Source organism: Rhizobium lentis (assembly GCF_014200175.1).
GTDB lineage: Bacteria > Pseudomonadota > Alphaproteobacteria > Rhizobiales > Rhizobiaceae > Rhizobium > Rhizobium mulingense.
The window spans coordinates 24,038-38,209 of sequence record NZ_JACHBD010000003.1; the positions used below are offsets into that span (position 1 = coordinate 24,038).

25 protein-coding genes are annotated in these 14,172 nt (G+C 60.3%); all 25 read right to left on the reverse strand.

Going from position 1 to position 14,172, the window contains the following annotated elements:
- Window positions 1-123: 123 nt before the first annotated feature.
- Window positions 124-492: a 30S ribosomal protein S13 gene (rpsM, locus tag GGI60_RS08240; RefSeq protein ID WP_003573772.1), complete on the reverse strand. Its 369-nt coding sequence runs from the start codon at window positions 490-492 to the stop codon at window positions 124-126.
- A 221-nt stretch (window positions 493-713) separates the two neighbouring features.
- Window positions 714-1,364 carry an adenylate kinase gene (locus GGI60_RS08245; protein WP_183914748.1) on the reverse strand — a complete coding sequence of 217 codons (651 nt, stop codon included), beginning with the start codon at window positions 1,362-1,364 and terminating at the stop codon, window positions 714-716.
- Entirely contained in the window at window positions 1,361-2,701 is a 1,341-nt protein-coding gene (gene secY / locus GGI60_RS08250; protein ID WP_183914750.1) for a preprotein translocase subunit SecY, read from the reverse strand. The genes GGI60_RS08245 and secY overlap by 4 nt, the downstream gene beginning before the upstream one ends.
- 236 nt (window positions 2,702-2,937) lie before the next feature.
- The gene (gene rplO / locus GGI60_RS08255; RefSeq protein WP_168301514.1) at window positions 2,938-3,414 is read right to left on the reverse strand and encodes a 50S ribosomal protein L15; all 477 of its coding nucleotides are present in this window, start codon (window positions 3,412-3,414) and stop codon (window positions 2,938-2,940) included.
- Between the two features lie 16 nt (window positions 3,415-3,430).
- Entirely contained in the window at window positions 3,431-3,640 is a 210-nt protein-coding gene (gene rpmD / locus GGI60_RS08260) for a 50S ribosomal protein L30 (RefSeq protein WP_003547566.1), read from the reverse strand.
- Between the two features lie 13 nt (window positions 3,641-3,653).
- Complete coding sequence (gene rpsE, locus GGI60_RS08265; protein ID WP_003573784.1) at window positions 3,654-4,223, reverse strand: 30S ribosomal protein S5; 570 nt, start codon at window positions 4,221-4,223, stop codon at window positions 3,654-3,656.
- A gap of 133 nt (window positions 4,224-4,356) precedes the next feature.
- Window positions 4,357-4,719, reverse strand: coding sequence for a 50S ribosomal protein L18 (rplR, locus tag GGI60_RS08270; protein ID WP_064682265.1), 363 nt, complete (start codon window positions 4,717-4,719; stop codon window positions 4,357-4,359).
- A 12-nt stretch (window positions 4,720-4,731) separates the two neighbouring features.
- On the reverse strand, window positions 4,732-5,265 hold the full coding sequence (rplF, locus tag GGI60_RS08275) for a 50S ribosomal protein L6 (protein ID WP_183914752.1): 534 nt from the start codon (window positions 5,263-5,265) through the stop codon (window positions 4,732-4,734).
- A gap of 42 nt (window positions 5,266-5,307) precedes the next feature.
- Entirely contained in the window at window positions 5,308-5,706 is a 399-nt protein-coding gene (gene rpsH, locus GGI60_RS08280) for a 30S ribosomal protein S8 (protein WP_004674934.1), read from the reverse strand.
- 12 nt (window positions 5,707-5,718) lie between these two features.
- Window positions 5,719-6,024 (reverse strand): 30S ribosomal protein S14, encoded by a 306-nt coding sequence (gene rpsN / locus GGI60_RS08285; RefSeq protein WP_003573787.1) that lies wholly within the window; start codon window positions 6,022-6,024, stop codon window positions 5,719-5,721.
- Between the two features lie 32 nt (window positions 6,025-6,056).
- The gene (rplE, locus tag GGI60_RS08290; RefSeq protein WP_064682263.1) at window positions 6,057-6,614 is read right to left on the reverse strand and encodes a 50S ribosomal protein L5; all 558 of its coding nucleotides are present in this window, start codon (window positions 6,612-6,614) and stop codon (window positions 6,057-6,059) included.
- Complete coding sequence (rplX, locus tag GGI60_RS08295) at window positions 6,607-6,915, reverse strand: 50S ribosomal protein L24 (protein ID WP_004674929.1); 309 nt, start codon at window positions 6,913-6,915, stop codon at window positions 6,607-6,609. The genes rplE and rplX overlap by 8 nt, the downstream gene beginning before the upstream one ends.
- 12 nt (window positions 6,916-6,927) lie before the next feature.
- Window positions 6,928-7,296: a 50S ribosomal protein L14 gene (rplN, locus tag GGI60_RS08300; protein ID WP_003573790.1), complete on the reverse strand. Its 369-nt coding sequence runs from the start codon at window positions 7,294-7,296 to the stop codon at window positions 6,928-6,930.
- Between the two features lie 262 nt (window positions 7,297-7,558).
- Window positions 7,559-7,798, reverse strand: a complete 240-nt coding sequence (gene rpsQ / locus GGI60_RS08305) for a 30S ribosomal protein S17 (RefSeq protein WP_004674926.1) — start codon at window positions 7,796-7,798, stop codon at window positions 7,559-7,561.
- Window positions 7,799-7,810: 12 nt separating this feature from the next.
- The gene (gene rpmC / locus GGI60_RS08310) at window positions 7,811-8,011 is read right to left on the reverse strand and encodes a 50S ribosomal protein L29 (RefSeq protein WP_004674925.1); all 201 of its coding nucleotides are present in this window, start codon (window positions 8,009-8,011) and stop codon (window positions 7,811-7,813) included.
- A gap of 11 nt (window positions 8,012-8,022) precedes the next feature.
- Window positions 8,023-8,436: a 50S ribosomal protein L16 gene (gene rplP, locus GGI60_RS08315; RefSeq protein WP_003573792.1), complete on the reverse strand. Its 414-nt coding sequence runs from the start codon at window positions 8,434-8,436 to the stop codon at window positions 8,023-8,025.
- A gap of 38 nt (window positions 8,437-8,474) precedes the next feature.
- Window positions 8,475-9,209, reverse strand: coding sequence for a 30S ribosomal protein S3 (gene rpsC / locus GGI60_RS08320; RefSeq protein ID WP_112572305.1), 735 nt, complete (start codon window positions 9,207-9,209; stop codon window positions 8,475-8,477).
- Window positions 9,209-9,598: a 50S ribosomal protein L22 gene (rplV, locus tag GGI60_RS08325; RefSeq protein ID WP_004674922.1), complete on the reverse strand. Its 390-nt coding sequence runs from the start codon at window positions 9,596-9,598 to the stop codon at window positions 9,209-9,211. Before rplV ends, rpsC begins: the two co-directional genes overlap by 1 nt.
- A gap of 2 nt (window positions 9,599-9,600) precedes the next feature.
- Window positions 9,601-9,879 carry a 30S ribosomal protein S19 gene (rpsS, locus tag GGI60_RS08330; RefSeq protein WP_003573797.1) on the reverse strand — a complete coding sequence of 93 codons (279 nt, stop codon included), beginning with the start codon at window positions 9,877-9,879 and terminating at the stop codon, window positions 9,601-9,603.
- Window positions 9,880-9,894: 15 nt separating this feature from the next.
- Window positions 9,895-10,731, reverse strand: coding sequence for a 50S ribosomal protein L2 (gene rplB, locus GGI60_RS08335; protein WP_009986456.1), 837 nt, complete (start codon window positions 10,729-10,731; stop codon window positions 9,895-9,897).
- A gap of 11 nt (window positions 10,732-10,742) precedes the next feature.
- Window positions 10,743-11,036: a 50S ribosomal protein L23 gene (locus tag GGI60_RS08340; RefSeq protein WP_003547550.1), complete on the reverse strand. Its 294-nt coding sequence runs from the start codon at window positions 11,034-11,036 to the stop codon at window positions 10,743-10,745.
- A complete protein-coding gene (rplD, locus tag GGI60_RS08345) occupies window positions 11,033-11,653 on the reverse strand; it encodes a 50S ribosomal protein L4 (protein ID WP_010028977.1) in 621 nt (206 codons plus the stop codon). The genes GGI60_RS08340 and rplD overlap by 4 nt, the downstream gene beginning before the upstream one ends.
- Before the next feature lie 13 nt (window positions 11,654-11,666).
- Window positions 11,667-12,308: a 50S ribosomal protein L3 gene (gene rplC, locus GGI60_RS08350; RefSeq protein WP_004674916.1), complete on the reverse strand. Its 642-nt coding sequence runs from the start codon at window positions 12,306-12,308 to the stop codon at window positions 11,667-11,669.
- 33 nt (window positions 12,309-12,341) lie between these two features.
- Window positions 12,342-12,650 (reverse strand): 30S ribosomal protein S10, encoded by a 309-nt coding sequence (gene rpsJ / locus GGI60_RS08355; RefSeq protein ID WP_003547547.1) that lies wholly within the window; start codon window positions 12,648-12,650, stop codon window positions 12,342-12,344.
- Window positions 12,651-12,953: 303 nt separating this feature from the next.
- Window positions 12,954-14,129: an elongation factor Tu gene (gene tuf, locus GGI60_RS08360; RefSeq protein WP_004669088.1), complete on the reverse strand. Its 1,176-nt coding sequence runs from the start codon at window positions 14,127-14,129 to the stop codon at window positions 12,954-12,956.
- Window positions 14,130-14,172 lie beyond the last annotated feature (43 nt).

Below are 14,172 nucleotides of genomic sequence, written 5' to 3' on the forward strand. Positions count from 1 at the left end.
TCGTTGATCTCTTCACCGCCGTAATACCAGCGGCTACACCGGAACGGCGCCTATATGGTCCCGCTCCAAACTCAAAAGAGGCCGGCGCAGACCGCCAGCCCCCTCATCCCGGTTTCCCGGAAATTACTTCTTCTTGCCAGCGATTGCCTTTGCCGGACCCTTGCGGGTGCGGGCATTGGTGTGCGTGCGCTGACCGCGGACCGGAAGGCCGCGGCGATGACGCAGGCCGCGATAGCAGCCGAGGTCCATCAGGCGCTTGATGTTCATCGCGGTATCGCGACGAAGATCACCCTCGACCTGATAGTCGCGGTCGATGGCTTCGCGGATCTGAAGGACTTCGGCGTCAGTCAGCTGATGCACACGACGTTCCGCCGGGATACCGACCTTCTCGACGATTTCCTGTGCGAATTTCGGACCGATCCCGTGAATGTAGGTCAGCGCGATAACAACGCGCTTTGCAGTCGGGATGTTGACGCCAGCGATACGTGCCACGCCTGTTCTCCTTGCATTCCAGTTGCCATCCGGCAAGTGGGCTTCGTTATGCGGTCTTTGGAACCGCTCGTTCAGATTTACGTCCGCAACATGTCAAAACGACCGCACCCGGACTTCCTTGGGAAATCCGCGCCGATCGCATGGAATGTCGCGAGTTGGCGCGGTGTTTAGCGGAATCAGTGCTGAAAAGCAACCGCTCCGCCAAGTTTATTTTCAAAGCCTTAAAGCTCGGAAAGAATGGATTCGACCTCGGCTGTCACATGGTCGATCTCCGCCATGCCGTCGACGGACTTGAGTTTGCCCTTGGCATAGTAGTAGCCGATCAGCGGCGAGGTTTCCTTGTAGTAGACCTCGAGACGCTTGATCATCGTCTCGGCGTTGTCGTCAGGACGACGCTTGAAGTGAGTCGAACCGCACTTGTCGCACACGCCTTCCTCAACCGGAACCTTGTCCGTGTCATGATAGACAGTGCCGCACTGAGCGCAGGTGTAACGGCCATCCACGCGGCGGACGAGTTCCTGGTCGTCGACGCGAAACTCGATAACCACCGAAAGGTCGAGTCCCTTAGCTTTGAGCATCGCCTCGGTGGCGTCCGCCTGGACCAGCGTCCTCGGAAAGCCATCGAGAATGAAGCCGTTGGCGCAATCGGGCTGATCGATTCGCTCGGAAACGATGGCGATGACGATATCATCCGAGACAAGCTTGCCGGCGTCCATGACGGCCTTCGCCCGCTTCCCCACTTCCGTACCGGCATTGACCGCCGCACGCAGCATATCGCCCGTGGAAAGCTGCGGAATGCCGTGCTTTTCCACGATCCGCTGGGCTTGGGTTCCCTTACCTGCGCCCGGCGGCCCCAAAAGGATAAGTCTCATCGCCCCCTCTTTCCTCCACGCAACTTCGATTTCTTGATCAGGCCTTCGTATTGCTGCGCGATCAGGTGACCCTGGATCTGTGCAACCGTATCAAGAGTTACGCTAACCACGATCAAAAGCGAAGTCCCACCAAGGGATAATGGAATGCCGGTTTGCGACACCAATATCTCCGGAAGGATGCAGACGAAGACGAGATAGATCGCGCCGATCACCGTAATGCGGGTCAGCACGTAGTCGATATATTCGGCTGTGCGCTCACCCGGACGGATGCCGGGAATGAAGCCGCCGTGCTTCTTCAGATTGTCGGCCGTATCCTTCGGATTGAAGACGATGGCCGTGTAGAAGAAGGCGAAGAAGGCGATCAGCGCCGCATAGAGCACCATATAGAGCGGCTGACCATGACCGAGCGCCGCAACGATCGACGTTGCCCAGGCCGGCATTGCTGTGGTGCTGGCAAAGCCGGCGACCGTTGCCGGCAGCAGCAGCAGCGATGACGCGAAGATCGCCGGGATGACGCCCGAGGTGTTGAGCTTCAGCGGCAGATGCGACGTATCGCCCTGGAACATGCGGTTGCCGACCTGGCGCTTCGGATACTGGATCAGCAGCCGGCGCTGCGCACGTTCGACGAAGACGATAACGCCGATGACGCCGATTGCGACGAGAATGACGAGCAGGATCAGCGGCGTCGACAGCGCGCCGGTTCGGCCGAGTTCGAGCGTGCCCGCCAGAGCCGTGGGAAGACCGGCGGCGATGCCGGCGAAGATGATCAGCGAAATGCCGTTGCCGATGCCGCGCGAGGTGATCTGCTCGCCGAGCCACATCAGGAACATCGTGCCGCCGAGCAGCGTCAGGACGGTGGATAGACGGAAGAACCAGCCCGGGTCGACGACGAGGCCCTGGCCGCTCTCAAGGCCGGCGGCAATGCCATAGGCCTGCAGTGCGCCGAGAATGACGGTGCCATAGCGGGTATACTGGTTGATGATCTTGCGGCCCTGCTCGCCTTCCTTCTTCAGGTTTTCGAGCGCCGGCACGACCGAGGTCATGAGCTGCACGATGATCGAGGCGGAGATATAGGGCATGATTCCCAGCGCGAAGATCGCCATACGCTGAACGGCGCCGCCCGAGAACATGTTGAAAAGGCCAAGAATGCCGCCTGCCTGGCCGCGGAAAGCCTGGGCGTAGGCTTCGGGATTGAGGCCCGGAAGCGGAATATGGGTGCCGAGCCTGTAGACGAGGAGAGCTGCCAGTGTGAACCACAAGCGCTTCTTCAAATCCTCGGCTTTGGCAAAGGTCGAAAAATTGAGGTTGGATGCCAATTGTTCCGCTGCAGAAGCCATGCGATTCTCCGCGCTACCAATTCCGGCCGTCTCTGGGGGATAGGCCGGCCCCGGAATCAGTATGAAAATTATTCAAAACCGGGCTTGGAACGGATTGCAGCGCAACCCCATGCCTCACCCTTGTTTTCCAGTCTTACCGGCGTGACGCGAGCGCGCCAGCCGATATTTTGTGAGGCCCACATATGGGAGCAAAATCGCCCGGTGTGAAGCACCCCGGGCGACATATCATCAGATTATTATTCGGCTGCAACAGGAGCCGAAAGCAGCGTCACGCTGCCGCCGGCCTTTTCGATCTTCTCGACGGCAGGCTTGGAAGCGCCTGCGACGACGATGGTGATCTTGGCCTTGAGTTCGCCGTCGGCGAGAACGCGAACGCCGTCCTTGGCGCGGCGGATGACGCCGGCAGCCTTGAGGGAGGCTGCGTCAACGGTGGCCTTCGCATCGAGCTTGCCGGCGTCGATCGCGGCCTGGATGCGGGCGAGCGACACGACGACGAAGTCGGAAGCGAAGATATTGTTGAAGCCGCGCTTCGGCAGGCGACGATAGATCGGCATCTGGCCGCCTTCGAAGCCGTTGATAGCGACGCCGGAACGGGACTTCTGACCCTTCACACCGCGACCACCGGTCTTGCCCGAGCCCGAGCCGATACCGCGGCCGAGGCGCTTGCGGCTGTGGGTCGAGCCTTCGTTGTCCTTGATTTCATTGAGTTTCATGAGCGTTTCCTCCGTCTCACTTCTCGTCGACGACGCGAACGAGATGCTGGACAGCACGGATCATGCCACGAACCGAAGGAGTATCCTCCAGCGTGCGGCGACGGTGCATCTTGTTCAGTCCGAGACCGATCAGCGTGCGCTGCTGGACGTCCGGACGGCGAATCGGGCTGCCGATCTGTTCGATCGTGACAGTCTTCGCTTCAGCCTTCTTGGTAGCCTTGGCCATTGGTCAGCTCCTCTTATTCTTCAGAGGCGTTGCCGGAGGCGCTACGACGAGCCTGCAGCGTTGCATACTTGATGCCGCGCTGAGCTGCGATGTCCTTCGGGTGAACCTGGTGCTTCAGAGCGTCGAAGGTGGCGCGAACCATGTTGTAGGGGTTCGACGAACCGGTCGACTTGGCGACGACGTCGTGCATGCCGAGCGTTTCGAAAACGGCGCGCATCGGACCGCCGGCGATGATGCCGGTACCGACCTTGGCCGAGCGCAGCAGAACCTTGCCGGCGCCGTGGCGGCCATGAACGTCGTGATGCAGCGTACGGCCGTCACGCAGCGGTACGAAGATCAGCTCGCGCTTGGCGGCTTCGGTGGCCTTGCGGATGGCTTCCGGCACTTCGCGCGCCTTGCCATGGCCGAAGCCGACGCGGCCCTTCTGGTCGCCGACGACGACGAGTGCTGCGAAACCAAAACGACGGCCGCCCTTGACGACCTTGGCGACGCGGTTGATCGCGACAAGCTTGTCGACGAATTCGCTATCGCGCTCTTCACGGCTCTGGCGGTCTTCCCGCTGCGGCCTTCTTTCCTGTGCCATTGTCCTCTTCCTTTTTCTTTTCCGGGTGCAATCGGCAAACAAATGAGGACCGCATCAGCCTCCCCTTTCTTGAGGGGTGCCTGGCGATCCGGCGAAAATCCGGCCGGCGCAAAAGCGTCCGGCCGGAAACTGATCAGAAGGTGAGACCGCCTTCGCGGGCCGCTTCGGCGAGAGCCTTGATGCGGCCGTGATAGATGAAGGCGCCACGGTCGAACACGACTTCCGACACGCCGGCCTTGGAGGCGCGCTCGGCGACGAGCTTGCCCACTGCAGCAGCGGCGGCGGTATCGGCACCGGTCTTCAGAGAACCGCGCAGATCCTTGTCGAGCGTGGAGGCGGACGCAAGCGTCTTGCCGGCCACATCATCGATGATCTGGGCATAGATGTTCTTCGAGGAGCGATGAACCGACAGGCGCGGACGGCCGTTGGCCACCGACTTGATATGACGGCGCACGCGGTTGGCACGACGTGCAAGTGCTTCTTTCCTGCTAGCCATTTCGCGTGATCCTTACTTCTTCTTGCCTTCTTTGCGGACGATCCGCTCGTCGGCATACTTGACGCCCTTGCCCTTGTAGGGCTCGGGACCGCGGTATTCGCGGATTTCGGCGGCAACCTGGCCGACCTGCTGCTTGTTGATGCCGCTGACGACGATCTCCGTCGGCTTCGGCACAGCGATCGAGATACCGACCGGCGGTTCGTAGACCACGTCGTGGCTGAAACCGAGGGCCAGTTGCAGGTTCTTGCCCTGCATGGCGGCGCGGTAACCGACGCCGTTGATTTCAAGCTTGCGCTCGAAACCTTCCTTGACGCCCTTGAAGATGCCTTCGATCATCGTGCGGGACATGCCCCACTTTGAGCGGGCATTCTTGGACTGGTTCAGCGGCGTCACGACGACCGCGTTGTTTTCGAGCTTGAGGCTGATTTCGTCATTCGCGACGAAGAACAGCTCGCCCTTCGGGCCCTTTGCAGTGACCTTCTGGCCATCGACCGTAGCCGTGATTCCAGCAGGCACCTGAACGGGCTTTTTACCGATACGAGACATGTTTCAATCCTGTCTGTTCGCTATGGAGATCCCTGCCCTGTCTTAGAAGACCGAGCAAAGAACCTCGCCACCAACGTTCTGTTCGCGAGCCTGGTGATCGGCCATCACACCCTTCGGAGTCGAAAGGATGGTGATTCCGAGGCCGTTCGCGACCTGCGGAATGGACTTGACCGAGACATAAACCCGGCGGCCCGGCTTGGACACACGGCCGATCTCGCGGATCACCGATGCGCCTTCATAGTACTTCAGCTCGATGTTGAGCTCCGACTTGCCATTGCCGAAATCGACAACAGAATAGCCACGGATGTAGCCTTCGGACTGCAGGACATCGAGAACACGCGCACGGAGCTTGGACGCAGGCGTCGAGACCGACGACTTGCGGCGGGAAGCGCCGTTGCGGATACGGGTGAGCATATCGCCCAACGGATCAGTCATTGTCATCTAACCTGCTCCTTACCAGCTCGACTTGACGATGCCCGGCACCTTGCCGAGATTGCCGAGTTCACGCAGCGCAATACGCGACATGCGCAGTTTGCGGTAATATGCGCGCGGACGCCCCGACACTTCGCAACGGTTGCGAATGCGGGTCTTCGATCCATCACGCGGCAGGGATGCCAGCTTGATCGAGGCCTTGAACCGCTCTTCGATCGGAAGAGCCTGGTTCATGATGATCGCCTTCAACGCAGCCCGCTTAGCGGCCTGGTTGGCGACCGTAGTACGGCGGCGCTTGTTCTTTTCAACTGCGCTTGTCTTCGCCATGTCAGGTTCCTTTTCTACGCTCGTCGTTACGGTTATTGACGGAACGGGAAGCTGAACTCCTTCAGGAGAGTCCGTGCTTCGTCGTCGGTCGTCGCCGTCGTGCAAACGATGATGTCCATGCCCCACATCTGATCAACCTTGTCGTAGTTGATCTCAGGGAACACAATGTGTTCCTTGATGCCCATGGCGAAGTTGCCACGGCCGTCAAAGCTCTTCGGGTTCAGGCCGCGGAAGTCGCGAACGCGCGGGAGCGCGATGTTGACCAGACGATCCAGGAACTCGTACATGCGGGTGCCGCGCAGGGTGACCTTCGCGCCAATCGGCATGTTTTCGCGGACCTTGAAGCCTGCGATAGAGTTGCGTGCGCGGGTGATGACCGGCTTCTGACCGGCGATCGCTGCGAGGTCGGCGGCAGCAACCGTCGGCTTCTTCGAGTCAGCGGTCGCTTCACCGACGCCCATGTTGATTACGATCTTGTCGAGCTTCGGAATCATCATCTCGTTGGCGTAGGAGAACTTCTCCTGCATCGCCTTGCGGATGCGCTCGACATATTCCTTCTTGAGCCGCGGCTCGTACTTTGCCTCAGCCATCGATCACTTCTCCAGAACGCTTGGCCACGCGGACCTTCTTGCCGTCAACGACCTTGAAACCGACGCGGGTCGGCTTGCCGTCCTTGTCGACGATTGCAATGTTGGACAGGTGAACCGGGGCTTCCTTGTTGATGATGCCGGCTTCCTGGGTCTGCGTCTGGCGCTGGTGGCGCTTTACGACGTTGACGCCACGAACGACCGCACGATCTTCCTTCGGCATGACCTGAACGACCTCGCCGGTGCGGCCCTTGTCCTTGCCAGCGAGCATGACGACCTTGTCGCCTTTACGAATCTTCTGCATCGCTTCCGCTCCTTACAGTACTTCGGGAGCCAGCGAGATGATCTTCATGTGGTTCTTGGCGCGAAGTTCGCGCGGAACCGGTCCGAAGATACGGGTGCCGATCGGCTCTTTCTTGTTGTCGATGAGGACTGCTGCGTTGGTGTCGAAGCGGATGACCGAGCCATCCGGACGACGGATGTCCTTGGCGGTGCGAACGACAACCGCCTTCATCACGTCACCCTTCTTCACGCGGCCGCGCGGGATCGCTTCCTTGATCGAAACGACGATGACGTCGCCGATCGAGGCATACTTGCGCTTCGAGCCGCCCAGCACCTTGATGCACATGACACGACGTGCGCCGGAATTATCCGCGACGTCGAGGTTTGTTTGCATCTGAATCATATCAGGTCGCCTTCTTGGTTTACCGGAATGGTTGGGCCTGGGCCCCCTACTCCGGCTTATGAAAATGTTCGCCGGCCAACCTGCCGTAAGGCAAGTAGGAACGCGGCAATAGCTGAATAGCGCGGGGTCGATCGTGCCAGGGTGGTTTCCCGAACGGGACCTTCCGTGCGCTCAAAGCAAAAGAACGCCCGGCATTCGAGCGTTCTGACGCTGCTTCATACAGATATTTCGGCGAGACGCAAGGCCTCGCGCAAAATTCTGTTTACTTGCCCTGGGCGGCGATCACCGTCCAACGCTTGTCCTTGGAGATCGGCGCGCATTCCTCGATGGATACGGTATCGCCGATCTTGTACTGGTTGTTTTCGTCGTGGGCCTTGTACTTCTTGGAACGACGAACGGTCTTCTGGAGCAGCGGGTGAGCGAAACGACGCTCGACGCGAACCACTACCGTCTTCTCGTTCTTGTCGCCAACGACGACGCCCTGCAGGATGCGCTTCGGCATATTTTTCTTCCTTTAGGCCTTAACTTCTGCCGCCTTCTGGCGGGCAATGGTTTTGACGCGGGCGATGTCCTTGCGGACTTCGTTGATGCGCGAGGACTTTTCGAGCTGGCCGGTCGCCTTCTGGAAGCGCAGGTTGAACTGCTCCTTCTTCAGCTTGGCAAGCTCGTCCTTGAGTTGGTCGGCGGTCAACGCGCGAACATCTGAGGCTTTCATGAGCTCAATCCTTACTCTGCAATGCGCTGTACGAAGCGCGTCTTGACCGAGAGCTTGGCAGAGCCGAGACGAAGCGCCTCACGGGCGATCTCTTCGCTGACGCCGTCGATCTCGAACATCATACGACCGGGCTTGACCTTGCATGCCCAGTACTCAACGGAGCCCTTACCCTTACCCATGCGGACTTCGGTCGGCTTTGCGGTTACCGGAACGTCCGGGAACACGCGGATCCATACACGGCCGGCGCGCTTCATGTAACGCGTGATCGCGCGGCGGGCCGCCTCGATCTCGCGTGCGTTGACGCGGTTGGGCTCCTGAGCCTTCAGGCCGAATTCGCCGAAGGCCAGGTCAGAACCGCCCTTGGCGACGCCCTTGATGCGGCCCTTGAACTGCTTGCGGTACTTAGTACGCTTTGGCTGCAACATTTTCTTACTTCTCCGAGCTTATCTTTCGCCAGCGCTAATTACGCGTTGTCGCGTTCGCGGCGACGATCGCCACGGTCGCGTTCGCGGCTTGCCGGACCCTGTGCGTCGCCTTCCAGCGCGCGACGTTCGGAAGCCATCGGATCGTGCTCAAGGATTTCGCCCTTGAAGATCCAGACCTTGATGCCGCAGATACCGAATGCGGTTTCTGCTTCTGCCGTGCCGTAGTCGATGTCGGCGCGCAGCGTGTGCAGCGGCACACGACCTTCACGGTACCATTCCGTACGGGCGATTTCCGCACCGCCGAGACGGCCAGCGCAGGTGATCTTGATGCCTTCGGCGCCAAGACGCATCGCGGACTGAACGGCGCGCTTCATGGCGCGGCGGAAAGCCACGCGGCGCTCAAGCTGCTGGGCGATCGACTGAGCGACCAGCGTTGCGTCGATTTCGGGCTTGCGCACTTCGACGATGTTGAGGTGCGTTTCCGAGTTGGTCATATCGGACAGCTTCTTGCGGAGCTTGTCGATATCGGCGCCCTTGCGGCCGATGATCAGGCCCGGACGGGCCGAGTGGATCGTGACGCGGCACTTCTTGTGCGGACGCTCGATGACCACCTTAGAGATCCCGGCCTGCTTCAGTTCGCTCATGACGAACTTGCGCATTTTCAGATCTTCGTGCAGCAGCTGGCCGTACTCGGCATTGTCCGCGAACCAGCGGCTATCCCAGGTACGGTTGATGCCGAGACGGAAACCGATCGGATTAATTTTCTGACCCATTATGCGGCCTCCTCTGCTGCCTGCACTTCACGAACGACGATCGTCAGGTGCGCGAAGGGCTTTTCGATGCGCGACGCACGACCGCGGCCACGAGCGTGGAAGCGCTTCATGACGATCGACTTGCCGACATAGGCCTCGGCGACGACGAGAGCGTCGACGTCGAGATCGTGGTTGTTCTCGGCGTTGGCGATCGCGGATTCGAGCGTCTTCTTGACGGCGCCCGCGATGCGCTTGCGGGAGAACTCCAGCTCAGCGAGTGCACGCTCGACCTTCTTGCCGCGGATGGCCGCAGCAACCAGGTTGAGCTTCTGGGGGCTGACGCGGAGCGTGCGGGCGACTGCTTGCGCCTCGTTGTCCTTCAGCCGGCGTTCGGCTTTTGCCTTGCCCATTGTTACTTCCTCTTCGCCTTCTTGTCCGCGCCGTGACCGTAGTAGGTGCGGGTCGGAGAGAATTCACCGAATTTGTGGCCGACCATGTCTTCATTGACGCTGACCGGGATATGCTTGCTGCCGTTGTAGACGCCGAAGGTAAGACCGACGAACTGCGGCAGGATCGTGGAGCGACGGCTCCAGATCTTGATCACTTCTGCACGTCCGCCTTCACGAACCTTCTCAGCCTTCTTGAGAAGATAGCCGTCAACGAACGGACCTTTCCATACTGAACGAGCCATTGGAGACTTCCTCTCTTACTTCTTACGCTGATGACGCGAGCGCATGATCATCTTGTCGGTCGACTTGTTCGACCGGGTGCGCTTGCCCTTGGTCGGCTTGCCCCATGGTGTCACCGGATGGCGACCACCGGAGGTGCGGCCTTCACCGCCGCCGTGCGGATGGTCGACCGGGTTCATGACAACACCGCGGTTATGCGGACGCTTGCCGCGCCAAACGGTACGACCGGCCTTGCCGTCGTTGATGTTGGCGTGGTCCGGGTTCGACACGGCACCGATCGAAGCGAGGCAGATGCCGCTGACCAGACGCTGTTCACCGGAGTTCAGGCGAAGGATCGCCATGCCCTGGTCACGGCCGACGAGCTGCGCGTAGGAACCGGCGGAACGGGCGATCTGACCGCCCTTCCCCGGCTTCATTTCCACGTTGTGGATGATGGAGCCGACCGGAATGTACTGCAGCGGCATGGTGTTGCCGGGCTTGACGTCGACAGCCTTTTCCGAAGCGATGACCTTGTCGCCGGCAGCAAGACGCTGCGGGGCGATGATGTAGGCCTGTTCGCCGTCGGCATAGCTGACCAGCGCGATGAAAGCCGTGCGGTTCGGGTCGTATTCGATACGCTCGACCGTGCCTTCGACATCGAACTTGCGACGCTTGAAGTCGACCAGACGGTAGCTGCGCTTGTGACCGCCGCCGATGAAGCGGGCAGTGATGCGGCCGAGGTTGTTACGACCGCCGCTCTTGCTCAGACCTTCCGTCAGCGCCTTGACCGGCTTGCCCTTGTAGAGCGAGGAGCGGTCCACGATGACCAGCTGGCGCTGGCTCGGGGTCGTCGGATTGAATGTTTTCAATGCCATTTTCTTATTCCTCAGAGACCGGTGGAGACGTCGATCGTCTGGCCTTCAGCCAGCGTCACGACAGCCTTCTTCACGTCCTTCTGCTTGCCGACAAAACCGCGGAACCGCTTGGTCTTGCCTTTGCGCAGCAGAGTGTTGACGGCCGTGACCTTGACGCCGAACAGCGCCTCGACCGCAGCCTTGATTTCCGGCTTCGTCGCCTGCTTGGCGACATTGAAAACAACCTGGTTGTTCTCGGAGACCAGCGTGGACTTTTCGGTGATCGCCGGGGAGACGATCACATCGTAGTGGCGGAGATCGGTCACTTGAATCGCTCCTCTAGCGCTTCAACCGCAGCCTTGGAAAGCACGAGCTTGCCGCGGCGCACGATGTCGTAAACATTGATGCCCTGGATCGGCAGAACATCGATGTTCGGGATGTTCTGAGCTGCAAGCTTGAAGTTGCCGTCAAGCTCTGCGCCGCCGATGAAGAGGGCGTTGGTCAGGCCGAGCGTCTCGAATACGGACGCGAGAGCCTTGGTCTTGGCTTCGGCGGCGACCAGGTTATCGATGACGATGACGTCATCGGCCTTGATCTTGGCCGAAAGGGCGTGGCGAAGGCCAAGCGCGCGAACCTTCTTCGGAAGGTCGTGCTCGTGGCTGCGGACTACAGGGCCGTGGGCCTTGCCGCCGCCGCGGAACTGCGGAGCGCGAGCCGAATGGTGACGGGCGCGGCCCGTACCCTTCTGCTTGTACATCTTGGCGCCGGTTCGCGAAACTTCAGCGCGGCCTTTTGCCTTGTGCGTGCCCTGCTGCTTCTTGGCAAGCTGCCAGCGGATGACGCGGGCGAGAATGTCTTCGCGGGGCTCGAGGCCGAAAATTTCGTCCGAAAGGGAAACCTTCCCGGCGTCTTTTCCCTCGAGGGTCTTGACGTTCAATTCCATTGATCTGGCTCCCTTACTTCGCGGCCGACTTGACGGCGTCGCGCACGATGATCCAGGCACCCTTGGAACCGGGAACAGCACCCTTGATCAGGATCAGACCACGATCTTCGTCGGTCGAAACCACTTCCAGGTTCTGCGTCGTGACGCGCGTCTGGCCCATGTGACCAGCCATCTTCTTGTTCTTGAAAACCTTGCCCGGATCCTGGCGCGAGCCGGTCGAACCGTGCGACCGGTGCGAGACCGACACACCGTGCGTGGCACGCAGACCGCCGAATCCGTGGCGCTTCATGGCGCCGGCAAAACCCTTACCGATCGTCGTGCCCGTTACGTCGACGAGCTGACCGGCGGCAAAGTGACCTGCCTTGAGCTCCGTGCCGATCTCGAGCAGATTGTCTTCCGAGACGCGGAATTCTGCGAGCTTGGCCTTCGGCTCGACGTTGGCGACGGCAAAGTTGCCGCGCATCGCCTTCGACGTGTTCTTCACCTTCGCCTGGCCTGCGCCAAGCTGAACTGCGGTATAGCCATTCTTTTCGACAGTGCGCGTGGCAACGACCTGGCAGCCGTCCATACGCAGTACCGTTACCGGGACATGCTCGCCGGCGTCGTTGTAGACGCGGGTCATTCCCACCTTCTGTGCAATCACACCTGAACGCATCGGTTCAATCCTTCCAACTCAGCTCGAGCAAGCTCAGAGCTTGATCTCAACATCGACACCGGCGGCGAGATCGAGCTTCATCAGCGCGTCCACCGTCTGCGGGGTCGGGTCTACGATGTCGAGAAGGCGCTTGTGCGTGCGCATCTCGAACTGTTCGCGGCTCTTCTTGTCGATGTGCGGGGACCGGTTGACCGTAAACTTCTCGATGCGGGTCGGAAGCGGAACGGGGCCCCGGACGCTTGCACCGGTGCGCTTCGCCGTCGACACGATCTCGCGCGTAGAAGCATCGAGAATCCGGTGATCGAACGCCTTCAGGCGAATGCGGATATTTTGGCCGTTCATTCGACGTTATCCTTGTGTTTGTTTCCCACATGTCTCTGGGCAAGACACGGGTTGTTCTTTCTTCCTAAGGCGGACCACCGGTTTCAAAGATCGAGAGGGTGCCGAAGCGGAACCCTATCCAGTCTTCAGGGCCTCTAGCCCACCTTAATTGGTTGTTTAGTCGCCGCTTCGTCATCCGAAGCAGTACGCAAATCGCGCTCGCGCGCCATTTGCGATATTTCTGTGTAATAAGCAAGCGGCTTGCGCCGCCTGCTTCATAATAATGTCATCGAATCGGCCACTCCGCCGGAGCGGCCGAAGGAATTACTCGACGATCGAGGCGACGATACCGGCGCCGACGGTGCGGCCGCCTTCGCGGATGGCGAAGCGCAGCTTTTCTTCCATCGCGATCGGAACGATCAGCTCGACGGCAACCGTGACATTGTCGCCCGGCATGACCATTTCCGTGCCTTCCGGCAGCGTGACGATGCCGGTCACGTCGGTCGTGCGGAAGTAGAACTGCGGACGGTAGTTGGTGAAGAACGGCGTATGACGGCCGCCCTCTTCCTTCGTCAGGATGTAGGCTTCAGCCATGAACTTCTTGTGCGGCTTGACCGAACCCGGCTTGCACAGGATCTGGCCACGCTCGACGCCGTCACGGTTCACACCGCGAACCAGTGCGCCGATGTTGTCGCCGGCCTGGCCCTGGTCGAGCAGCTTGCGGAACATTTCAACGCCGGTCACCGTCGTCTTCGAGGTCGGACGGATGCCGACGATCTCGACTTCTTCGCCAACCTTGACAATGCCACGCTCGACGCGGCCGGTCACGACCGTGCCGCGGCCCGAGATCGAGAACACGTCTTCAATCGGCATCAGGAACGGCTGGTCGATCGGACGCTCGGGCGTCGGGATGTAGGAGTCGACCGCTGCCATCAGCTCGCGGATCGCGTCTTCGCCGATCTTCTTGTCGCTATCTTCAAGAGCGGCAAGCGCCGAACCCTTGACAACAGGAATGTCGTCGCCCGGGAAGTCGTAGGACGACAGCAGTTCGCGAACTTCGAGCTCAACCAGTTCGAGCAGCTCGGCGTCATCAACCTGGTCGACCTTGTTCAGGAACACGACGATCGCCGGAACGCCGACCTGGCGGGCCAGCAGGATGTGTTCGCGCGTCTGCGGCATCGGGCCGTCAGCAGCCGAGCACACCAGGATCGCGCCGTCCATCTGGGCAGCACCGGTGATCATGTTCTTCACGTAGTCGGCATGGCCGGGGCAGTCGACGTGCGCGTAGTGGCGGTTCGGCGTCTCATATTCGACGTGTGCCGTCGAGATGGTGATGCCGCGCGCCTTCTCTTCCGGAGCCGCGTCGATCTGGTCGTACGCCTTGAACTCACCGAAGTACTTCGTGATCGCTGCCGTCAGAGACGTCTTGCCGTGGTCAACGTGGCCGATCGTGCCAATGTTGACGTGCGGCTTATTGCGCTCAAACTTACTCTTTGCCATTTTCGGCTCTCCGTTTTGCTAGTCCCGAGGGGATCTAATTCTT